The organism is Candidatus Flexifilum breve (assembly GCF_016713355.1).
Genome location: NZ_JADJPI010000023.1, coordinates 58,405 through 80,103, shown reverse-complemented (window position 1 = coordinate 80,103; position 21,699 = coordinate 58,405). Strand labels below are relative to the sequence as shown.

Below are 21,699 nucleotides of genomic sequence, written 5' to 3'. Positions count from 1 at the left end.
TGGTACTACACCTCGCCCGCTGATTTCACATGCCGTTCGAGGAATGCGCTGATCTTCGCCCACGCCTGCGCGCTCGGGCTGCTGCCACCGTTGTCATCCATGTTGAAGAAGCCGTGCCCCGCACCCTCCAACGTGACCAGCTCGTGCGGGCGCTCAGATTGCAGCAGTTCGCGCCGCATCTGCGCGATCACGCCCGCGCCGACATAGGGATCGGTGGCGCCAAAGATCGCCAGAATCGGCGCGTAAGCCGCGTGGAACTTGCCGAGATACTTCTGCGGGAAGCCGTACAGCGCCACCGCGGCTTCGAGGTCATCGCGCGTGAGCGCCGCCTCAAACGCCAGCGTGCCGCCCATACCCAAGCCGACCGCCGCGACTTTCCCGTTGACGCGCACGTGCGTCTCCAGCGCGCGCAGCGAGGTATCGACAAATTGATAGTTGTGCTTCGCGGTCTCTTCGACCAGTTGAATCGCTTCCTGCGGCGTGGTGGCGACGCGGCCGTTGTAGAGATCAGGGATGATGACGTAGTAGCCCATCTGCGCAAACAGATGCGCGACGCGCCGTTCAACAGTCGTAATCCCCCACCAGTCGTGGATAATGGCGACAGCGGGGAACTTGCCGCTGCTGTCCGGGTGCGACCAATAAGCGGGCAACTGCCGCCCATCTTCCAGCGCGACCGAAATACGTCCGCTGTTGATCGGGTGTTCGAGGCTGCGCGGCTGATACACGGGCATGGCGGCGTCCTTCTCTAATCAGCCCATTATACCAACATTGAACCATTTCAGCCGACGGACGAATAGCTCCATACAGGTTCAAGCATCTATCGTGGGGGGCAGAGGATGATCGCGACGCTGCGCCAGCGCAACTTTTTCTTGCTGTGGTTTGCCGGGTTGATCTCGTACACAGGCAACTGGATGCTGGGCGTCGCCCGCCCGATCATCGTCTACCAGATGACGGGATCGACCATCGCGACGGGCGGCATTGTCCTCGCCAGCACCCTGCCGAGCATCCTGCTCAGCTCGTTCGCGGGCGTATTCGTTGACCGCTGGGAACGCAAGCGCACGATGGTGATCGTCAACCTACTGCTCGGGTTGTCGCTCATCCCGCTGACGTTCGTACGCTCCGCCGATCAGCTCTGGCTGTTCTATGTCGTCACCTTCGTGCAGGCAACACTGGTGCAGTTCTTCGCGCCCGCCGAAAACGCCATGCTCCCGCTGCTGGTCGATGAACGGCATCTCGTCTCGGCCAATGCGCTGAATTCGCTCAACAACAATCTCGCCCGTTTGATCGGCCCGGCGATTGGCGGCATTCTGCTCAGCGCGGCGGGTTTAAGCGCGGTTGTGCTGGTCGACTCGGCGACCTACTGGATCGCCGCGGTGCTCATCCTGCTGATTAGTGTCACGTCTCGCCCCACCCCCATCCCCACTGCCGACCCCGGCAGCGTCAGCAAACTCGCCCGTGACTGGCGGGCGGGTCTGCGCGTCATCCAGACCGATCCGCTGCTCAAGCTCCTCTTCGCGTGCGCGGCGATTATGGCGCTCGGCGAAGGCGCGGTCGGCGTGCTGTTTGTCCCGTTCGTCACCGATGTACTGCGCGGTGAGGCGACCTTCCTCGGTTGGCTGATGTCCGCGCAAGCCGTCGGCGGCTTGATCGGCGGGGCGGTGATCGGCTGGATCGGCCCGCGCAGCACGCCGCTGCGCCTGTTCATCGCGGGCGCGCTGATCTTCGGCACCATCGACCTGATAATTTTCAACTTCACCGCGTCCGCGCCGGGGCTGGCGCTCCTGCTGTTCGTGATCGTGGGCATTCCCACCGTGGCGCTCGGGACGGGCTATGACACGCTCATTCAACTGCGCACCGTTGACGCCTACCGGGGACGCGTATTCGGCGCGATCCAAACGGTGATGGCGCTGTTCGCCATCATCGGCACGGGGATCGCGAGTGTACTGGGCGAAGTGATCGGCGCGTGGCCGACGATCAACCTGCAGGGATCAAATTATGTGATGGTCGGGCTGCTGATGCTGTTTGCGCTGCGCGTCGGGTGGGTCGCCGCCCGTCCCGTGTCCGCCGCCCCGGATTAGCCGGATGTTGGGAACAATCGGCTGTACAGGCTGGCGGACGCGATTTAGGGTCTAAAGCGTCCCACGACACCCATTGGCTTGGCGGGTGATGTTGGCTCCCCTTCCTCTTTTCGGAGAGGGGCTGGGGGTGAGGTTGGCGCTCTCTGACTCACGCCGATCCTACTCGCGCACGACGGCGCACGTCTCCTGCGCGAAAGCATCAACTTCCGCGTCCGCGCCGAGGACTTTGGCCGCGTCGTCGGTCATCGCCAGCTTGAGCGTGCGGTAGCCTTCGCGGTGCGACCAGTCGCGGATCGCCATGATCGTCTGCGCGGTGACGGGTTTCGCCGCCCACAGATACACGGCGGCGCTGCGCGGATCATACATATCCTGCTCGACCACCACATACGAATCCTGCCCGGCGGCGGCCAGTTTCTGGCGGTGCAGCTTGCGCCCGCGGGGGAGCGCCTCCCACAGGCGCGGCATATGCGTCTCCCATTGATGGCGCGCGCTTGTCAGCCGCCCAACCGGCATCATCCACCCGGTGATCTGCGCCGGGTTCGCATCGCTGTGTTCGACCGAGCGGTAAAATACCTGCCCCTGCCGCGCTCCGACCGTATAGCGCCGCAGGTGGCTCAATGACGTACACGTATACCCTTCCGGCAGCGTGAAGTCTTGTCCCACGCGGTTGATCGTGAGCTTGCTCGCCTTGAGCGCTTTCGCCCGCGCCAGCAGCGCATCCAGCAAATCGACCGCGTCATAGGCGGTATTCGTCAGCAGGTGTTCGAGGTGCAGCGAACTCCCGTAGGGTTCGGCCTCTACGCCGTGATACGCCTCGGCATACCCGGTCACATAGCCGTCGTCATCGGTGGCCACCAGCGGAATCCCCGCGCCGGACAGCAGATGATTCAGGAAAATCGCGCCGGTCTCAATGCTCATCCACGCCCCACCGTGCAGCCAGCGCTCGACCAGCGTCAGCGCCTCGTACGGCATATCTTCGACGCGTCCCTGCGCGTTCAACCGCTGCCACACCCCGATGCGCCCGCGAAACAACGCGCTGATCGCCCCGGTATCATCTAAGCTCGCCAAACGGATCGCCATGCATCCTCGCTCGAAAGTGCTAACTCACCTCGATCATAGTCCCGCATCGCCTCCGGATCAAATGCCGCGTTATAATGCCGCCTCAATCCGGAGAGATCTCCTCCTTTGACGGTTCTTTCAATGGATGGATCGGTTATGCTGCTCGCTGTCGATATCGGCAACACCAATATTCACCTCGGTTTACATCATCATGGCCAATGGCTCGTCTCGTGGCGCATGCGCACCGTCGCGCAGAAGATGCCCGACGAATATGCCGTCCTGCTGCGCAATTTCCTCGCCGGGGAAGACCTGACCTACCGCGCCATCACCGGCGTGGCGATTGGCAGCGTCGTCCCGCGCCTCACGCTGACCTTCACCGAACTCGTGCAGAACTATCTGAAGATGGACCCGCTCGTCATCACCCACAAAACCAAAACGGGCGTCAAAGTCGAAATCGATCAGCCGGAGCAGGCGGGGGCGGATCGCATCATCAACGCGGCGGCGGTCGTCGCGCTCTACGGCCCGCCCGCCATCGTGTGCGACTTCGGCACGGCGACCACGTTCGATGTCGTCTCGGCCAGCGGAGCGTATCGCGGCGGGGCGATTGCGCCGGGCATCAACGTGTCGATGGACGCGCTCGTCAGTATGACCGCCCGCCTGCACAAAGTCGATCTGGTCGCGCCGCCTTCGGTGATCGGCACGAACACCATCCATGCGATGCAGTCCGGCCTGTTCATGGGCTACGTCAGTATGATCGAAGGTATGGTCAAGCGCATCAAAGCGGCCATGAACGAGGAGAACGTCAAGGTGATCGGCACGGGGGGACTCGCGCCGCACTTCAAAGAGCAGACCGACGCGCTCGACTTCATCGCGCCGGAACTCACGCTCGAAGGGCTGCGCATCATCTACGAATTGAATCAGAGCTAGCACTAACCGCGTTCGTCCCCGTCAGGGCGCATTTGACTGTGCCCTGATACCGCTTGGCTCATCCGCTTGGTAGGCCATGCGCAACCATGTTCATGCCCCTGTTATTCGGGTATACTAGACCATCTTTACGTTCTTTAGATGGTCACCGCTTGGTTGATCAAACTATATAAAACGTTGTGATCACCGCCGCCTTACGTCCATCTCCGTATACTTCGTTTATAATGAAACTCAGAAATCGTCCAAACACTCAGCCCCCATATTCTGCCTTTACGACACGACGCCGGGGAGAATTTTATTAAACACTCACTGAAGCGCCTGCGCTTGAGCATTATGAGGCTCTGGCATCGGCTCGTCGAACCAACGGCGGCGATCACCGACACACAGCATCATCGAGAAGCGCGCGTCATCGCGGGTCTCTCTTTGGCGTTGATCTTTGTCGCCATTGGGGGGATTTTGGTCACCGTGTCACGCTACACTGACACGCAAAAAGTGGCTGTCCTTCCCGCGTGCGTGGGCACTGCGCTGTTCGTCTATCCTTACCATTTGAGCCGTCGTGGAAAGGTTCAGGGTGCTATCAATGCTTTAGCGGTGATCGCGAGCGTGCTCATCTCGAGCGCGATCTACGCGGTGGGAGGTTCGACTGGGCGCGATATCACCTACTATTACATCATGGTGACGCTCTTCATCTCGGCGTTCTCCGACGCTTCTACACGTTCCTATGGGTAGCAGCGGTCGTAGTGATCATTGCCGTCTTTCAACTGTTCAATCCGGCTCTGGAGTGGAGCGACACAATTCGCGGCCCGCTCGCCTTCAACGTCTTCGGCGCGGCGATCATCCTCACTGTGACCTCGTTCTGGAACACCCGCGAACGCGAAAAGCGCACGCAGCTCGAGATCAGCGAACGCAAACGTACCGAACTGCTCGTCCAGCAGGAACAGCAGCGGGTGTTGAGCAAGTTCGTCACCGCAGTCACTCACGATTTTCGCAACCGCCTCTCGACGGTCGAGGTGAATCAGCATCTGCTGCGCCGCAAGCTGGAACGCGGCGACAGACTGGACACGGTCGCCGAACACATCGATAAACGCACACCGCCGTCCAGCAAAATGACCTACCAGATGGAAAACATGGGGCTGGTCATCGGGCTGGAGAACACCACCCAGACCAAGGTCGATTTGCAGCTCACCGTCGACGGGATTGCCCGCCGCATGCAGCGGGTGGCGCAGGAGCGGCACGTCACGCTGACGATTGTCCCGCAGGCTGAGCGCGTGTACGCTAAGTGCAACCACGCCCACATCGAAGTAGCGCTGCAGCAGTTGATCCAGAACGCTGTCGCCTACACACCACCGGCAGGGCGTCACCGTCACTTTTGCCCACACGGATGAGACGATCACTGTGACCGTCCGGGACGACGGCATCGGCATCGCCGCAGAGCATCTGCCGCACATTTTGAGCCGTTCTACAAAATTGATGATGCGCGCACGACCTCGCAGGCGGGGTTGGGGCTCGGCTTGACGCTCGTCAAGCTCATCGCCGAAGCGTATCACGGCGCCATCACTGTCGAGCGAACCGGACGTCGGCTCAACCTTCCGGTTCAGCTTGTCACGCAGCCGCTCTCGTGAAAGAGAAGGCGATCGTGATGGTCGCCTCGTGAGTTGAACCCCTGCAAATTGTCGAGTTGAAACGCCGTCTGGCTTACTCCGGACGGGTGCCGGCATCGGGCAGCGGACGCCCGCGCCACACATCGTCGAAGTTCCGGCCGATGACTCCAGTCATTACACACAAGCGGCGCACCGCGGGTAGTGAACACCAGATGCAAGACCGTCGCGCGCCGCGCATCGACAATCCACCACGTCTGATCGGGGCGCAAGCACGACCGCCGGATCGACTCCGCATTCAGGTTCGCTTCGTAGTACGTGAGCGGTGAGCCGAGCACCGTCCCCTGCATCGCCTTCGCGTGCGGGTAGTCGCACGTCTTCTGCTGGCAGGCGAGGACGACGCTGTTCGGCACGGGCATCGCATCGCCTTCGCCGCCGATGCTCAACCACACAATTAGATGCGACCAAAGCTGTCGCGGATCGATCTGGCGAGAATGCTCACATCTTCGTCTTCGAAGAACTGGGTCAACGCAGAGGACACGCTGAACAGCGTCCCCAGCTCACCGTCACGGCCTGTTCCGTAATGAATGTGTAACCATCATGGCCGTGTAGATCGTGGGACGGCGCGTTGAGCGGTTTGCCAAAATCAGCGAGAATGCCTTACAGGGAACCGGAAATTCTTCTTTCGGCGGGTCAGGGATGGTCGATTCGAGATCAGCGAGCAATCGGCGATATACGCGGCTGATTCGCATTCTTCGCACTAAAGCCTGAGCAAGCGATCGCTCCCAATACCGTGAGCGCCAGCGAAATAAACAGGATAACGGTGAAACGAGGATATCTGTGGAGCATCTACAATTCCCTTTGAATGATAACGATGCAGTCAGTAACCGCTTGCTCCAGGGAGACACGAATGACAATAGACGTAATGTAAGGCGAAGCGTATGTCTCACTATAGATGAATCCCAAGCCATGCGCTAGCAGCCCTGTGTCAAAGGTGCTTGGGCAATTTTGGGTCGATTGACCCGTAAACTGCAGATCCACATGACCGGTTAAGTTACCCTTTATAACCTGTAATTACTGATTCGCCGCCCGTAAAACCCGTGAGCGATGTACCTGTCATCAGTGCCGAGCCTCGCGGTAGACAGAAGGGCATCTGTACGCTACACTAATCGGATTCATCGGAAATTCACAGATCGGGTGGGGGATTCGGCGGGCGGTGCTGGTGCCACCAATGAGATCGAAGGCCGCTCGTCGGTCGTAACGCCTGCCCGTCTAGGAACCTGTCGACGATTTCCGGCTGCTCTCGCGTCTGCGCGCAGACAACTGTTACTGAGCTTCCACTATATCAGCGGAAACCCTCCACCTGACTTCACTCCACCAAGGCCAATCTATGTTCCCATCGATTGCGCGTCATCGGTTGCACTGCTGGCTGCTGCTGCTCTGTCAGCCGCTCCTCGCTCAAGATCGACGCACGCCGCCCGACGGTCAGGTTTCGCGCTGCGAGGGACGCGGCACAAACTTTGTTTACTATCTGCGCGGATAACGCCGGCGACTATCCCCATCAATCGACATCCTGGAAACAACGCTGCCCATCTGTCACACGCTGCGCGGGAGGGATTCCGTGGGTTCGGCAGATCATCATCGTGTTTGGGATCGGCCTCCCCACGGGGATGTCGCTCTCAGGCTTACGCTACCGCCCAGCGCCGGTTATGTCACCCGCATTGAACCCACCATCCTGTTTGACCCGACCATCTGTCATCTGAGCATCACAGCGGTTGGGAGAACGCGCGACCTCGGATCGGTCATCGCGCGCAGGGTTTTTCACTGCGTTCAGGCCGAGCTCGCGTCGGATCTCCCGCTGATGGACCTATCCGGATCCCGCACAGGGGGTGGTGGGTCAACGGTTCAGCAGGTGGGCGGCGCAGGCGCAAGTCTTCCCCGGCCAATACCTCAGCGCGCGCAGGATCCATCGGTTTGATGTAACGGCAAGATATCACGGCGACCAACTATGAGGCGCTCTATTTCTGGGAGTTTACCGCGACGGCCTCCGGGATGGGCGGCGCGACTATGTGCACAACGAGCTCCGCGTCAAGCTTGCGGCCCGCCGCTCGGATGACGGTTTGTTCCTCCGGCCTCCCGGTTGAACCAACCGAACTCTTCCACACTGGCTGTTGGCGCTGCATCAGCGCAGCTTGCCCATTCACTCCCGTGGTAAAGATTTGACCGGATTCTGATACGCTGGCCGCCCAATAGGGCAGTGCGGATATCCAGCCTGCCGCGGTTCTCCGGGGACTTCCGTCAATCTGTGATGGGGCTTTGAGGTTCGAGCCGGGCAAGCATCGCTTTCGTGCAAGCGAATGGCAGCGCCACGCGCAATTACGCGGTGAGCATTGAAACCAGCAGCGGACTGCAGCGCCTTGCCGCCGACACGCCGCTGGAATTTTGCCCGTCGGCGACCGGGATGTGGTGATCATCAGCCGAGGACGCGCCGCCGCGGGAACGGGACAGGTTTCACGCTCACATGGGGGGCAGCGCCCGAGCGCGACCCATGTTTCAGGCGCAGCCGACTGCGGAACCCACCGCCGCCGGCACCTGTTATCTCGGCGACTGGCGGATCACGGGTGTGCCCGCCGCCATCGGCGGTGCAGTGGATACGACGGGTTATGTGTTCTCGCTGGCGGACGATGGCACCTTTTACCGGGGTCTATGCGCTGTCCACCGGGTCGAATGACGCCGCCACGTTCGCTATGACCCGGAACCGCTTATGGTCGCCAGCGCGACGGATGCGAACTCGCTACCCCGCGCAGGATTTCAGTCGCGCTGTGTACGGCGGCGGCAGCGCCATCATGACGGATGGCGGCGCAGCGCAGGACATCACTGAGGGCGACGCGGGATATTGCTCAACAACGTGGGAGATTTCCCTGTCCCCTTTGCCGTCCCTCTGTGGGATCATGGTCTGGACGGTGGTGCAATCGTTCGCGTTGGCCCGGCTTACGCCGTAAAGCCTGGAATAGCGTGAACACGGGACTTCATGGTCCGTTCTCGAGCGTTGCGGATGCGATCAAGAGGTGTCTAAAGCACCTTCTCGAGAATCATCGTGTAGGGGCAGACCTCTGTGTCTGCCCGAATGAGGCGCACACACAGGTGCGCCCTACATCCGTTCGTGGATTTGTTTCGAGAACCTACTTTAAGCCAATGACCGTTTGTCAGCAAAAGGACAAGGTGCAGGCCGATAAGTGCGTCGAATGCCGTGAAACGGGTTGCCTGTCGGTCTTGGGGTTTGCGGACGCGATCAATCGCGTCCCTACACCCACACGCTTTTTCTCGTAGGACGCAATTCATTGCGTCCGCTGTCCCCAGAAAGACATTATTCTACGTAGCGATTGGCCTACCTTGTCCTGTTTTTGTCGAATTTCGGACACTGGCTTAGAAAGCACACAGTCAGCTTGATTGAGAAGTTTTTGTCGTTACAAGGCATACCTTGTCCTCTGTATCCTTCTCTAGAAATTGGGACAAGGTATGCCTCGTCCCTTTGAGAAACACCCTCTTGATGTAGGGACGCAATCATGCCACTCAACGAATGATCGCGGAGATTGGCTGTAGGGGCGACACTATGTGGTCGCCCCTGAACGGGAGGGGCACAGTCGACTTAGGCGTGGTGATGCGGATGGGCGTGCCCGTGATCATGGTGGTCGTGATCATGCGTGTGCTCCTGATATGCCTCACCGCGATGCGCTAACCGGTGCTCAATCCACGCGATCACTTCCGGCAGACCCGCGCCGCTCTTCAAATCGGTGAAGCGATACGGACGTTCCCCGCGCTGGCGTTCCGTATCGCGCTGCATGACTTCGGGCTCGCCCCGACATACGGGGCGAGGTCGGTCTTGTTGATGATCAGCAGATCCGAGCGCAGAATGCCGGGGTCGCATTTCCGCGGAATCTTCGCGCCGCCTCCCACATAGATCACGTAAAATTCGACCTCGACCAATTCCGGGCTGAAGCTCGCCGCGAGGTTGTCGCCGCCGCTTTCGAGGAAGATGATGTCCAACGCTCCACCGAAGCGCTCCATCATCAGGTCAAGCGCATCCTGATTGGCCGAAATGTCATCACGGATGGCGGTGTGCGGGCAGCCCCCCGTCTCCACGCCGTAGATCCGCTCCGGTTCGAGCGCGCTCAACTGGGTGAGGATGGCGGCGTCCTCTTTGGTGTAGATGTCATTGGTGATGACCGCGATGGGGTGCGTCGCCGACATGGCCTTGCACAGCTTTTCGATGAGCGTCGTCTTGCCCGACCCGACCGGGCCGCCTACGCCAATGATCAGCGGGCGGATGTCTTTCACGGTGCGGACGAAGGACTGCTCGTTATACTCGACTTTGCACATCTCGTTTGACCTCATTCAACTGATGAATAACCGTTGGAAAAGCTGTTCGTGCTGCATGGCGCGGATGTCCAGCCCCGGCGCGAACCCGCCGAAATCGTCTAGCGTGCGCCCGAGCGCCGCCTCAGCCACCTCGGCAATCGCCGATCCGCACGCGCCGAGCACCGCTTGCGCCTGTGTCTGCCCAATGGATATCAACTGAGCGACGCTGCCGTCTGATTCGCCGCCAGCCCGTAACCGAATGCCAGCAGCGCCGACCGCGCGTCCAGACCAAGCGCGGCGCACGCCAATCCATGCGCTACCGCGTGATGACCACTGCATTCGCCCCGTTCAATCCGCGCGCGGTACTCGCTCAGGCGGGCGTCGGGCTGCACATTGAGCACGCTCGCCAGCATGCGCCGCCCGATCTTCTCGCTGGCCTCGCGCGTCTCTTTGGCGGGCTTCGAGGCGGCGCACAGGCTGTCCAAATAGGCGATCTGCGCGAAATCCGCCTTCGCATACGCGGACATGGCGCTGTGCACGACGATCAGATCAGTGTGCGCGGCATTCTCCAGCTTCACCGCGATCAGCGCGGCGAGATCCCGCGCGGTGCGCACGACATCCGCTTGCGCGTACGTCTCCAGCCCGCCCGAATGCGCGAATGCCCCCGTCGGAAAGGCGGAGTCCATCCACTGGAGCAGCATGAGCAGTTGGGGCGCCGCAAACTGCATGGTGTATCCCTCTCATAGTGTGACACCCCTCACCCCACCCCCTCTCCCACGCAAGCGGAGAGAGGGGCGCCATGCTGCGCTCCCCTCCCGGGGAGGGGTCGAAGTGGGGTCGACGTCTAAAACAGAACATACCGCTGCGCGAGCGGCAGCGACGCCGCCGGTTCGCACGTGATGATCTGCCCGTCCACGCGGACTTCGTACGTTTCCGGGTCCACGCTGATGTTGGGCAGGAAGTCGTTGTGAATCATGTGCGCTTTGGTCAGGCCGCGGCAGTTGGACACGGGCGCGATGATCTTCCCCAGCTTGAGCGCTTCCGGCACGCCGCGCTCGACCGCCGCCTGACTCATGAACGTCACCGACGTGCTGTGAATCGCGCGGCCATAACCGCCGAACATGGGGCGACCGTGCACGGGCTGCGGCGTGGGGATCGAGGCGTTCGGGTCGCCCATCTGCGCGTAGGCGATGAACCCGCCCTTGAGGATCAGCTCCGGCTTGACGCCGAAGAACGCCGGACGCCACAGCACGAGATCGGCCAGCTTGCCGACTTCGACGGAACCGACATACGCCGCCAGCCCATGCGAAATCGCCGGGTTGATGGTGTACTTGGCGACATAGCGTTTGACGCGAAAATTGTCGTGCTTATCGGTGTCGAGCGGGAGCTTGCCGCGCTGCGCTTTCATCTTGTGCGCGGTCTGCCACGTGCGCATGATGACTTCGCCCACACGCCCCATCGCCTGCGAATCCGAGGACATCATGCTGAGCGCGCCCATATCGTGCAGAATGTCTTCCGCGGCGATGGTTTCCGGGCGGATGCGCGACTCAGCGAAGGCCAAATCCTCAGGGATCGACGGGCTGAGGTGATGGCACACCATGAGCATATCGAGGTGTTCGTCAATCGTGTTGACCGTGAATGGGCGCGTCGGATTGGTGGACGACGGCAACACGTTAAGCTCGCCGCACACCTTGATGATGTCCGGCGCATGTCCGCCGCCCGCGCCTTCCGTGTGGAAAGTATGGATTGTGCGGCCTTTGAACGCGGCAATCGAGTCGTCGACGTAGCCCGACTCGTTGAGCGTATCCGTGTGGATCGCCACCTGCACATCATATTCCTCCGCGACCGACAGGCAGTTGTCGATCGCGTTGGGCGTCGTGCCCCAATCCTCGTGCAGCTTGAGGCCAATCGCGCCCGCTTCGATCTGCTCGCGCAGCGGGTCGGGCAGCGACGCGTTGCCCTTGCCCATGAAGCCGAGGTTCATCGGGAACGAGTCCGCGGCTTCGAGCATGCGGTACAGATTCCACGCGCCGGGGGTGCAGGTGGTCGCATTCGTCCCGGTCGCCGGGCCGGTGCCACCGCCGAGCATCGTCGTGATGCCAGACGACAGCGCCTCTTCGCTTTGCTGCGGGGCGATGAAATGGATGTGCGAATCGATGCCGCCCGCCGTGAGGATCATGCCTTCGCCAGCGATCACTTCGGTCGCCGCGCCGACGATCATGCCGGGCGTCACCCCATCCATCACGCCGGGGTTGCCCGCCTTGCCAATCGCGGCGATCTTGCCATCGCGGATGCCGACATCCGCTTTGACAATGCCCCAGTGATCGATGATCAGCGCATTGGTGATGACGAGATCGAGCGCGCCGCCCGCCCGCGTGACATCGGCCGACTGCCCCATGCCGTCGCGCAGTGTTTTGCCACCGCCGAACTTGGCTTCGTCGCCGTAATGCGTGTAATCCGCCTCAACTTCGATGATCAGGTCGGTATCGGCGAGGCGCACGCGGTCGCCCGTCGTCGGGCCGTAGAGATCAGCGTAAACGTGTCGTGGAATGCGCAGCGGCATAGTTAGCTCTCCTTGTCCAGTGGACCGTTCACGCGGTTGTTCAAGCCGTAGATCGTGCGCGTGCCGCCGATGGTCGTCAGTTCGACCGTTTTGGTATCACCGGGTTCAAAGCGCACGGTCAGCCCGGAAGCGATGTTCAGGCGCATGCCATAGGCCGCGTCCCGGTCAAAGGTCAGCGCGGAATTGACTTCGTAGAAATGAAAATGCGACCCCACCTGAATCGGTCGGTCGCCCGTGTTCGCCACCAGCAGCGTGATCACAGGGCGATCCGCATTGGCGAGGATGTCGTCGTCAGCCAGAAAGTATTCACCGGGAATCATAGCGCCTCACGGGATCGGTTCATGAATCGTGACGAGTTTCGTGCCATCGGGGAACGTGCCTTCCACCTGAATTTCCGGGATCATCTCCGGCACGCCTTCCATCACATCCTCACGCTTGAGGATGGTCTTGCCGTACTGCATCAAGTCCGCGACGGTGCGCCCGTCACGAATGCCCTCCAAAACTTCCGCTGTAATCAGCGCCACCGCCTCCGGGTGATTCAGCTTGAGCCCCCGCGCGCGGCGATCCCGCGCCACCATCGCGGCCACGTAGATCATCAGCTTGTCTTTTTCTCTCGGTGATAAGTTCATAGCCTGCCTTTCTATAAATGAGCCTTGTTCCCGAATCCTCTGCCCGCAGCCAGTGCCGTGTAGGGACGAAGGCGTGCCTTGTCCTCTGCCCTATCCTTCTCCAGAATTCAGGACGGGGCATGCATCATCCCCAAAAAGACTTGCTTCGTAGGGACGCGCTTCTGCGCGTCCGTTGCTGACCCCACCCCCGGCCCCTCCCCGAATTCAGGGAGGGGAGACAACAGCGCTCGCCGTACCTCCCCTCTCCCCGCTTGCGTGGGAGAGGGGTCGGGGGTGAGGGGAATCCCACTATTTCCGCAGCGGCGCAGTCGAGTGCAGACACAAGTCGCGCACGCGCAGGCGCAGCGCCGAAAATGCCTCGTAGATCGTCTCCAACCGCTGACTGAGCACGCGCACGCTGAGGCCGTTCCGCGCCAGCAGTGACGCCCCGCCGATGCCGTCGCGCTTGGGTAGTTGGCTGAGCGCGGCGGCCGTCTCAGTCGCCAGCGCCGCCGCGTCGAGTCCCCACGCTGCGAGATCCCCGACCAGCGTCGCGCTCCCCCAACACGGGTAGCCTTCCAGCCGACCGAGCGCGTCCAAATCGAGCTGCGCGGGCTGAATATCAGCGGCGTCGTACACCAGCAGCCCGCGCGCATCGCTCACCCGCGTGCGGTTGGCGAAGCGCCGAAACTGCAAGCGTTCACCGCGTGCCAGGCGCCCCGGCATGACGATGTCGTAGAGCAGCGCCAACGCCCCCGCTTCGAGCGTGACCTCGGTGCGCTGATGGTAATCCGCATCGGCAAAGAGGATCGCCGCATCTGGCACATACTCGAAGAACGCGCCGCGCCGCGCGGTGATGGTCGTCACCTGTTCGGCACAGCCCTCCGGCATGCGGTAGATCTTCGTCGCCGACTGCGTGGTGAACAGCGCGCGTGCCTCGTCGCCGATCTCCAGATCAATCCGGTAGCGGTCGCCCTGCACCACGCCCCCGGTCGGACTCAGCAGATAGACGCACAAAATCCCCGCCGCGTCTGGTATCGCGCGCATCACCTGTAACGGTGGGCGCGAATACTGCTCGGCGAGGATCGTTCGTTCGCCCCGGCGGGCGAAGCTCAGGCGCAGTTCGCCTTCACGACCAATACTGTGCAGCGACATCGTCTAGACCGACAGATGTTCGCGGATAATATCCGGTGACAGTTCGTTCGCCTTCCCGTGCGAGACGATCACGCCCTTCTGCATCACGTAACACGTATCCGCAATGCCTAGCGCGAAATCGAGAAACTGCTCGATCAGGAGAATGGCGATCTGCCCCTGATCGCGCAGTGAGCGGATCAGGTCTTCGATCTCCTCCACGATGTTGGGCTGAATGCCTTCCGTCGGTTCGTCGAGCAGGAGCAAGCGCGGCTTGCGCACCAGCACGCGACCGATGGCCAACTGCTGCTGCTGCCCACCGCTCAACGTCCCCGCGACGCGCCCGCCCATCTGCTTGAGCACGGGGAAGATCGCGTAGATTTCCTCCAGCGCCTCCGGCGATCCATTGCGCGCCTTGCCGCTCAGTGCCTCAAAGCCCATCAGCAAGGTTTTCGTACACGGTCAGATGCGGGAAGATGCCCCGCCCCTGCGGCACGTAGCCGAGACCCGCCGCGGCGCGTTTGTGCGGCGGCAGCTGCGTGATCTCCTGCCCCTCATAGCGGATCGTGCCCTGCTTGGCCTTCAGAATGCCCATGATCGCCTTGAGCATGGTCGTTTTGCCCACGCCGTTGCGCCCCATCAGGCACACGACTTCGCCGGGCGCAACTTCCAGATCCACATTGTCGATGATGCGGCTTTGCCCGTAATACACGTGCAGCCCGTTGACAGCCAGCATACTCCCCCCTAGGCCGCGTGCCGGTGTCCGAGATACACCTCGACCACGCGCTCATTCGCCTGCACTTCGTCGACCAACCCTTCGCACAGCAGTTTGCCCATGTGCAGCACAGTGACCGTGGTCGCGAACTGGCGAACGAACACCATGTCATGTTCCACCACGAGGATCGAGCGGCCTTCCGCGATGCGGTGCAGCAGTTCCCCAGTGTGATCGCGTTCGCGCCGCGTCATCCCGGCGACGGGCTCGTCGAGCAGCAGCAGCTTGGGCGACTGTACCAGCAGCATGCCAATTTCTAGCCACTGCTTCTGCCCATGCGAGAGTATACCCGCCGCGACGTTGCGCTGCGTCATGAGGTTGGTGTTGACGAGCGTCTCTTCGATCACGTCGTGCTGATCCGGCGTCAGCTTACGGCTCAGGCCGATGACAGGCGTTTTGAAGCCGAGCGCCGCTTCGAGGTTCTCATACACGGTCAGGCTGTTGAACACGCTCGGCGTCTGGAACTTGCGCCCAATGCCATGCTTGACCAACTGGTGTTCGGTGACGCGGGTGACATCCAGCTTCTGATCAAAGATCACCTTGCCCTGATCGGGGCGGGTTTTGCCCGTCATGATGTCCAGCAGCGTCGATTTGCCCGCGCCGTTCGGGCCGATCAGGAAGCGCAGTTCGCCATAGCGAATATTGAAGCTCAGGCTGTCCAGCACTTTGAAGCCGTCAAAGCTCACCGTCACGTTCTGCATATCCATGATGTAATCGGTCATTGCGTGCTCCTCCTCATCATCCTATCCGACCCGCTCAAAATTCACTTGTAGGGACGCGCAGAAGCGCGTCCGACCCCCGAATTCAGTTCACGCTAGGACAGTCTTATCATTTCGGACTGTCTCCTTCTGCGCCACCTTAGACGGCCTCTGGCCGTCCCGTGAGCACACCGCAGCGCGTCGCTGGTGCATCTGGTTTCCTTCCCCAACAAATTCAGGAACCTGCTGTCTCCCCTCCCCGAATTCGGGGAGGGGCCGGGGGTGGGGTCGTCTTACACCACCGTCGGCGTTTCGACCGCTTCCAGCGCGACGGGCGCATCCCCCGGCTTCGACCGCAGCCGCGCGATCCCGTCGCTGATGGAGCCGACCAGTCCTTTCGGGAACAGCAGCACCACGCCGACGAACAGCGCGCCCATGATCAACTGCCAGATATCCGGGCGCGCCGTACTGATCGCGCTTTTGCCCGTATTGACCAGCAGCGCCCCGAGGATCGCGCCGATCAGTGAGCCCGCCCGCCGACCGCCACCCAGATCACGATCTCGATGGAGGCGGTGATGTCCAACTGCTTGGGGAAATGATGCCGACCTGCGGCACAAACAGCACCCCCGCGATTCCCGCGATCCCCGCCGAGAGCATGAACACCAGCGTCTTAATCAGCACCGGGTTGTAGCCCATAAAGCGCACGCGGTTTTCGTCATCGCGGATGGCGACCAGCAGCCGTCCGAAGCGCGACTTGATCAGCAGCCGCGCGCCGAGGTACACGACCGCCAGTACGATCACCGAAGCGATATACAGCGCGACTTTCGTGTCCGGCGTGGCGAGCGGCGCGCCAAAAATGGTGCGCATTTCGGTGATGCCGTTCGTCCCGTTGATCAAGCGCTGCTGCCCGATGAGCAGGAGCGCGACGATGGCCGTCAGCGCCTGCGTGATGATCGAGAAGTACACGCCCTGAATGCGGCTGCGGAAGATCATGTAACCGAGCAGCCCGGCGATGATCATCGGGAAGACCGCCGCGAGCAGAATCGCGACGACGGGCGAATAAAACGGCTGCCACAACGCCGGGAGCGTGGTCACGCCGTACAAGCCCATGAATTCCGGCATGCGCGTGCCCGCCGCTTCGAGATTCAGGTACATGGCGAAGCAGTACGCGCCCAACCCGAAGAACAAGCCCTGACCGAGGCTCAACATGCCCGTGTAGCCCCAGATCAGGTCCAGCCCCACGGCGACAATCGCATAGGTCAAAAAGCGCCCCAGCAGATTGATCTGAAACGGCGAGATCGCGGCGGGCAGCACGAAAATCATGATGAGCGCGACGACGATCACGCCCAGGGTGTGGAGATTGAGATGCTTCAACATCGTGTCTCCCTCATCACGTACGTGAGCGCAGTGCCAGCAGCCCGTTCGGACGGAACTGCAGGAAGGCGATGATGACGACGAAGACCAGCACCTTGCCGAGTGACGCCGCCGAGTCGAAGCCCGCCGACGAGATGTACATCTCGAAGATCGGGTTGAGCGTCCCGATCACGATGGCAGCGAGGATCGTCCCCGGCAGGCTACCGACACCGCCGAGCACCACGACCATGAACGCATCCACGATGTAGCCTGTACCCAACTGCGGCCCGATCTGCCCGATGAGCGTGAGCGCCGACCCGGCGACGCCCGCCAGCCCCGTGCCGAGCGCGAACGTGTACGCATCGACGCGCCGCGTCGCTACGCCGAGCGAGGCCGCGATCTCGCGGTTCTGCATGACCGCGCGCGTGCGCCGCCCGTTGGAGGTGCGGTACAGGTAGAAGTACACGCCGATCACGCAGATCACCGCCAGCAAAATGATGAACAGGCGCGCGTACGGAAAGCCGATCCCCTGCGCGACCACCAGCCGACCATCCAGCCACGCGGGCGAGGTGACCGGCACGTTGCGCGGGTCATAGCTGCGCGCGACCTGCTGCAAGATCAGCCCGATGCCCCAAGTTGCCAGCAAGGTATCGAGCGGACGCCCATATAAACGCCGAATCACGGTGACTTCGAGCAGGTAGCCCAACGCCGCCGTGATCAGGAACGCCGCCACAATCGAGACCACAAACACCAGCCCTTCGCGCTGACCATCTGCGCCGCGCAGCGGCACGGCGAGAAACTGCTGGAAGAAATAGGTCACATACGCGCCGACCATGATGAATTCGCCGTGCGCCATGTTGATGACCTTCATCAACCCGAACGAGAACGCCAACCCGAGCGCGGTCAGCAGCAGGATCGAGCCGATGCTCAATCCGGTAAACAACTGCGAAATCAGGATATTCATCTGCATCCCCTGTAGAAACCAAAATGTGCTTCTGCCCACAATGAGGCAGAAGCACGCTGCATAGTCGCCAGAACCTGCTGGGTTAGCTGGACGGAGTCGCTTCCGGCACCACCCAGTCAGCGCAGATGCCTTCCGGACGGCTGAGCACGGTCGCCCACTCGTAGCCGCACAGGTACGGATCGGGGACGACGGGTTCGGTCTCGAACACGGTGTCGATCAGACCGTCTTCGCGGATGATGCCGATGCGCACGGGTTTGACGGTGTGCTGTGTCAGGCCGTCGAGTTCGACGAAGCCTTCTGGCGCTTCCGTGCCGATGCCGCCCGCGTTGATGGCGGCGCGCACCGCGTCGACATCCGTGCTGCCCGCGGCTTCGACCGCCGCTGCCCACAGGTACACGCCGAAGTACCCGGCTTCCATCGGGTCACTGGTGACGCGATTTTCGCCATAGCGCGCCTGGAAGGCGGCCACAAACGCCGCGTTGACTTCGCTGTCGACCGTCTGGTAGTAGTTCCATGACACGTAGTGACCGAGGACGTTCTCCACGCCGATGCCTGTGACTTCTTCTTCCGCGATGCTCACCGACATAGTGGGCAGCGTTTCGGCGGTGTACCCCGCGTCCGCATACTGGTTGAAGAAGGCCACGTTGCTGTCACCGTTGAGCGTGTTGAAGATGACATCCGGCGCGGCTTCCTGAATGCGCAGCAGGATCGAGCTGAATTCCGTGCCGCCGAGCGGGACGTATTCTTCGCCGACGACTTCCGCGCCCGCCGCCGCCAACTGCGCGCGGATGATGGTGTTCGAGGTGCGTGGGAACACGTAGTCGGAACCGAGCAGGAAGAAGCGCGTCTTGCCCTGGCTCAGCAGCCATTCCACCGCCGGGACGATCTGCTGGTTGGTCGTCGCGCCCGTGTAGACGATATTCGGCGACATTTCCAACCCTTCATACTGCACCGGGTAGAAGAGCAGGCCATTGTTGGCTTCCACCACCGGGAGCACGGCCTTGCGACTGGCGCTCGTCCAACAGCCGAAAATCACCGCCACCTGATCTTCGAGCAGCAGCTTGCCCGCTTTTTCGGCGAAGGTCGGCCAATCGCTCGCGCCATCTTCGACAATCGGTTCGATCATCCGCCCGAGCACGCCACCCGCCGCGTTGATCTCTTCAATCGCCATCAGCGTCGAATCGCGCACGGTCGTTTCGCTGATCGACATCGTGCCGCTCAACGAGTGCAGAATGCCCACTTTGATCGTATCTTGCGCGCTGATTGGCGCGATGCCAAAGGCGAGAATTGCCAAGACAAATACCCAGATGAGCGGCTTTGCGCTCAACAAGCCGTTTTTGGTGCGCATATGATCTTGTCCTTGGTGGATGCAGTTGCAGGTCTCGACGCTTATGCTACCGTTGAGCGATCCCGCGAACATATAGATGGATGTGACAACGTTTGCAGGCTGGCGTTTGGTGAAATGCACGAAGGACTTGCTTAGGCACTTTGCAAAAAGTCAGATGTGATCCACGTGCCCACTTACGCGAGACCACGCGCGATTAAATATAACAAGTTGCACAAACGACTCATAGCTTAGGCACACTGCACACATCAGTGCTCTAGAGTGGTGGATCTGATCGTAACTTGCCGGGGCTGGCAGACGGATCAACCGCTGCCAGCCCCAGTCTACTACTCAGTTGGGGGGTGCCATTCCTCGCGGAGAATGCCGTAGTGCAGCAGATCAAACGTGCGTCCGTTCCGCCAGATCGCGCGCCGTTCTATCCCTTCGCGCTGAAAGCCAACGCGCTCATAAGCGTGGATGGCGCGGGTGTTGTAATCCAAGACAGTCAGGCTCACCCGCCGCAGCCCCAGTTCGACAAAGGCATACTGCAAAATGAGATGGAGGGCTTCCTGCCCGTAACCTTGCCCGCGGTACTCGCGGTCGCCAATCCCGATGGCGAGCTGCGCTGTCTGGTTGCGCCACTTGAGGTTGAACAGCACGACAAAGCCGATCAAGTGATCGCCATCGAGCGTGCGCAGATGAAAATAGTAGTCGTCGGAGCGGGTCGCATCGCCAAACGAGCTGAAAGTCGCCGCCGACTGCGGGCGCACCGGGTCGTCGTCGAGCAGACGCATATACTCGTCATCCTGCGTCCACGCGGCAAACGTGGCTTGATCTTCGGGTTGGGGAGCGGCCAAACGCAGGCGTTGACTGGTGAAAAGCGCCGTAAACATGGCGTGTTCCTTTCCTGTAATTGCGTAAACCAAACAATCTGCATCAGCGTGGCGCTCATGCAGGGGCATCAGGCAGTGACATCGCCTGAGGTTGTTCTAATTCACCAACACAGAGAACACAGGCACCCTTCGTCAATTCGTTCGGACACAGTCAGTATAGGGCAGGCGCGGCGTGCTGTCCAGTGAGTGGCACGCGCGGCGGCGCGGGTCTCCGAATCGACAGCTCAACCTGTCGGTGCGACGACTCACGGGGCGAAATTTGTGCAAAACCACTAGAGATGACTTGACAGGAACGAACTGCTGGATTACTTTGATTGTAATGATATCGGTCTCATTAGGCTGACGATGAAGAAACGCCCCACCCTACGCGAAGTCGCCCAGCTTGCCGGAGTTTCCAAGGCGACGGCTGCGCGCGTGGTCAGTGGCAGCAGTGATCCGATTCGTGAAGAGACCCGCCAGCGCGTCTACGAGGCCGTCGAGCGGTTGGGCTATGAGCGACACGCGATTGCCGGCAGTCTGCGGTCGGCGCGCACCTACATGATCGCGCTGTCGATACCGGATATCACCAACCCCTTCTGGCCAGAAGTGGCGCGGGGGATTCAGGACAAGCTGGAAGAAGCGGGTTACACGGTCGTGCTGTTGAACAACGACTGGAATGTCGAACGCGAACAAACGCACCTGCGGCGCATGGGTCAGAAGCAGTTCGACGGCTTGATCATCAACCCGACGGGGACGCTGAACTCCGACCTGATCAAGCTGCGCCTGCCGGTCGTAGCGCTGGCCGCGGGCGATTCGTTCCCCGACTTCGACACTGTGAGCAGCGATTCGGCGGCGGCGGGACGCCGAGCGCTGGAACACCTGCTGGAACTCGGCCACCGCCGCATCGGCATCATCGCCGGGCAGCTGCGCCGCCGCAAGTCGCACACGCACCTCAACACCTACACGCGGCTCATGGAAGCGCACGGCCTGACCGTCGACCCGCAGCTGATGATCGAGACGGATTTCTCGCAGGAGAGCGGGTATCAGGCGCTCAAACAAATTCTCGCCCAGCCGCAGCCGCCGACCGCCGTCTTTGCCGTCAACGACATTCTGGCCCTCGGGGCGCTGCAAGCCGCGCAGGCCGCGCAGCTCGCCGTGCCGGAGCAGCTCTCGATTATCGGCATGGACGACATCTTCGCCGCCGCGACCGCCTTTCCACCGCTGACGACCATCGCCAAGCCCAAATATGACATCGGCTTGGTCGCGGCGCAGTATTTATTAGAACGCATGAACGGCACGCCGATCTCAGCGCCGCGCCACACCCTGCTGCCCTGTACGCTGGTGCTGCGCAGCTCCACCGCACCACCCAATTAAACGCAGTTGTTCGGGAAGGTAT

At 61.3% G+C, this 21,699-nt stretch carries 24 protein-coding genes and 3 pseudogenes; 10 read left to right on the top strand and 17 right to left on the bottom strand.

Annotation, left to right across the window (positions count from 1 at the left end; genetic code table 11):
* Nucleotides 1-5: 5 nt before the first annotated feature.
* Complete coding sequence (locus IPK17_RS20135) at nt 6-731, bottom strand: dienelactone hydrolase family protein (RefSeq protein ID WP_343419492.1); 726 nt, start codon at nt 729-731, stop codon at nt 6-8.
* Nucleotides 732-836: 105 nt separating this feature from the next.
* Here IPK17_RS20135 and IPK17_RS20130 point away from each other — a divergent pair, with 105 nt between their 5' ends.
* Entirely contained in the window at nt 837-2,078 is a 1,242-nt protein-coding gene (locus IPK17_RS20130) for an MFS transporter (protein WP_343419491.1), read from the top strand.
* Nucleotides 2,079-2,237: 159 nt separating this feature from the next.
* Here the strand turns inward: IPK17_RS20130 and IPK17_RS20125 are convergent, their stop codons facing one another.
* Nucleotides 2,238-3,158, bottom strand: a complete 921-nt coding sequence (locus IPK17_RS20125; RefSeq protein ID WP_343419490.1) for a hypothetical protein — start codon at nt 3,156-3,158, stop codon at nt 2,238-2,240.
* 135 nt (nt 3,159-3,293) lie between these two features.
* On the opposite strand from IPK17_RS20125, the gene IPK17_RS20120 reads away from it, so the two are divergent.
* The 4 genes and pseudogenes from IPK17_RS20120 (at nt 3,294) to IPK17_RS40640 (ending at nt 5,683) form a co-directional block, all read left to right on the top strand.
* On the top strand, nt 3,294-4,064 hold the full coding sequence (locus IPK17_RS20120) for a type III pantothenate kinase (protein ID WP_343419489.1): 771 nt from the start codon (nt 3,294-3,296) through the stop codon (nt 4,062-4,064).
* 330 nt (nt 4,065-4,394) lie between these two features.
* Entirely contained in the window at nt 4,395-4,790 is a 396-nt protein-coding gene (locus IPK17_RS20115) for a hypothetical protein (RefSeq protein WP_343419488.1), read from the top strand.
* 11 nt (nt 4,791-4,801) lie between these two features.
* Nucleotides 4,802-5,446: a histidine kinase gene (locus IPK17_RS20110; protein ID WP_343419487.1), complete on the top strand. Its 645-nt coding sequence runs from the start codon at nt 4,802-4,804 to the stop codon at nt 5,444-5,446.
* A 10-nt stretch (nt 5,447-5,456) separates the two neighbouring features.
* Nucleotides 5,457-5,683 (top strand): annotated as a pseudogene (locus IPK17_RS40640) (ATP-binding protein).
* Here IPK17_RS40640 and IPK17_RS20105 read toward each other — a convergent pair.
* A complete protein-coding gene (locus tag IPK17_RS20105) occupies nt 5,656-6,111 on the bottom strand; it encodes a hypothetical protein (RefSeq protein ID WP_343419486.1) in 456 nt (151 codons plus the stop codon). The pseudogene IPK17_RS40640 and the gene IPK17_RS20105 overlap by 28 nt on opposite strands.
* Nucleotides 6,112-7,049: 938 nt before the next feature.
* On the opposite strand from IPK17_RS20105, the gene IPK17_RS20100 reads away from it, so the two are divergent.
* From IPK17_RS20100 to IPK17_RS20085, 4 genes are all read left to right on the top strand, one after another.
* The gene (locus IPK17_RS20100) at nt 7,050-7,202 is read left to right on the top strand and encodes a hypothetical protein (protein ID WP_343419485.1); all 153 of its coding nucleotides are present in this window, start codon (nt 7,050-7,052) and stop codon (nt 7,200-7,202) included.
* 804 nt (nt 7,203-8,006) lie between these two features.
* The gene (locus IPK17_RS20095) at nt 8,007-8,129 is read left to right on the top strand and encodes a hypothetical protein (protein ID WP_343419484.1); all 123 of its coding nucleotides are present in this window, start codon (nt 8,007-8,009) and stop codon (nt 8,127-8,129) included.
* A gap of 78 nt (nt 8,130-8,207) precedes the next feature.
* On the top strand, nt 8,208-8,390 hold the full coding sequence (locus IPK17_RS20090; RefSeq protein ID WP_343419483.1) for a hypothetical protein: 183 nt from the start codon (nt 8,208-8,210) through the stop codon (nt 8,388-8,390).
* A complete protein-coding gene (locus IPK17_RS20085) occupies nt 8,344-8,661 on the top strand; it encodes a hypothetical protein (RefSeq protein ID WP_343419482.1) in 318 nt (105 codons plus the stop codon). Before IPK17_RS20090 ends, IPK17_RS20085 begins: the two co-directional genes overlap by 47 nt.
* A 647-nt stretch (nt 8,662-9,308) precedes the next feature.
* On the opposite strand, the pseudogene ureG reads toward IPK17_RS20085, so the two are convergent.
* The 14 genes and pseudogenes from ureG to IPK17_RS20015 form a co-directional block, all read right to left on the bottom strand.
* Nucleotides 9,309-10,039 (bottom strand): annotated as a pseudogene (gene ureG / locus IPK17_RS20080) (urease accessory protein UreG).
* 15 nt (nt 10,040-10,054) lie between these two features.
* Nucleotides 10,055-10,234, bottom strand: coding sequence for an urease accessory UreF family protein (locus IPK17_RS20075; RefSeq protein WP_343419481.1), 180 nt, complete (start codon nt 10,232-10,234; stop codon nt 10,055-10,057).
* Entirely contained in the window at nt 10,231-10,746 is a 516-nt protein-coding gene (locus tag IPK17_RS20070) for an urease accessory protein UreF (RefSeq protein WP_343419480.1), read from the bottom strand. Before IPK17_RS20070 ends, IPK17_RS20075 begins: the two co-directional genes overlap by 4 nt.
* Nucleotides 10,747-10,862: 116 nt before the next feature.
* A complete protein-coding gene (gene ureC / locus IPK17_RS20065) occupies nt 10,863-12,581 on the bottom strand; it encodes an urease subunit alpha (RefSeq protein ID WP_343419479.1) in 1,719 nt (572 codons plus the stop codon).
* A 2-nt stretch (nt 12,582-12,583) separates the two neighbouring features.
* A complete protein-coding gene (locus tag IPK17_RS20060) occupies nt 12,584-12,901 on the bottom strand; it encodes an urease subunit beta (RefSeq protein ID WP_343419478.1) in 318 nt (105 codons plus the stop codon).
* Nucleotides 12,902-12,907: 6 nt separating this feature from the next.
* Nucleotides 12,908-13,210, bottom strand: a complete 303-nt coding sequence (locus IPK17_RS20055; protein WP_343419477.1) for an urease subunit gamma — start codon at nt 13,208-13,210, stop codon at nt 12,908-12,910.
* 288 nt (nt 13,211-13,498) lie between these two features.
* Nucleotides 13,499-14,344, bottom strand: coding sequence for an urease accessory protein UreD (locus tag IPK17_RS20050; protein ID WP_343419476.1), 846 nt, complete (start codon nt 14,342-14,344; stop codon nt 13,499-13,501).
* Nucleotides 14,345-14,347: 3 nt separating this feature from the next.
* Nucleotides 14,348-15,056, bottom strand: a pseudogene (gene urtE / locus IPK17_RS20045) (urea ABC transporter ATP-binding subunit UrtE).
* An 8-nt stretch (nt 15,057-15,064) separates the two neighbouring features.
* Nucleotides 15,065-15,814 carry an urea ABC transporter ATP-binding protein UrtD gene (urtD, locus tag IPK17_RS20040; protein WP_343419475.1) on the bottom strand — a complete coding sequence of 250 codons (750 nt, stop codon included), beginning with the start codon at nt 15,812-15,814 and terminating at the stop codon, nt 15,065-15,067.
* Between the two features lie 269 nt (nt 15,815-16,083).
* Nucleotides 16,084-16,407 carry a hypothetical protein gene (locus IPK17_RS20035; protein WP_343419474.1) on the bottom strand — a complete coding sequence of 108 codons (324 nt, stop codon included), beginning with the start codon at nt 16,405-16,407 and terminating at the stop codon, nt 16,084-16,086.
* Nucleotides 16,343-17,167: an urea ABC transporter permease subunit UrtC gene (urtC, locus tag IPK17_RS20030; protein ID WP_343419473.1), complete on the bottom strand. Its 825-nt coding sequence runs from the start codon at nt 17,165-17,167 to the stop codon at nt 16,343-16,345. The genes IPK17_RS20035 and urtC overlap by 65 nt, the downstream gene beginning before the upstream one ends.
* Nucleotides 17,168-17,180: 13 nt before the next feature.
* A complete protein-coding gene (urtB, locus tag IPK17_RS20025; RefSeq protein ID WP_343419472.1) occupies nt 17,181-18,107 on the bottom strand; it encodes an urea ABC transporter permease subunit UrtB in 927 nt (308 codons plus the stop codon).
* A gap of 82 nt (nt 18,108-18,189) precedes the next feature.
* Nucleotides 18,190-19,455 (bottom strand): urea ABC transporter substrate-binding protein, encoded by a 1,266-nt coding sequence (gene urtA, locus IPK17_RS20020; RefSeq protein ID WP_343419471.1) that lies wholly within the window; start codon nt 19,453-19,455, stop codon nt 18,190-18,192.
* Nucleotides 19,456-19,778: 323 nt separating this feature from the next.
* A complete protein-coding gene (locus IPK17_RS20015; RefSeq protein WP_343419470.1) occupies nt 19,779-20,324 on the bottom strand; it encodes a GNAT family N-acetyltransferase in 546 nt (181 codons plus the stop codon).
* A gap of 345 nt (nt 20,325-20,669) precedes the next feature.
* Between IPK17_RS20015 and IPK17_RS20010 the strand changes: the two genes are divergently transcribed.
* On the top strand, nt 20,670-21,677 hold the full coding sequence (locus IPK17_RS20010) for a LacI family DNA-binding transcriptional regulator (protein ID WP_343419469.1): 1,008 nt from the start codon (nt 20,670-20,672) through the stop codon (nt 21,675-21,677).
* Nucleotides 21,678-21,699: the final 22 nt, after the last annotated feature.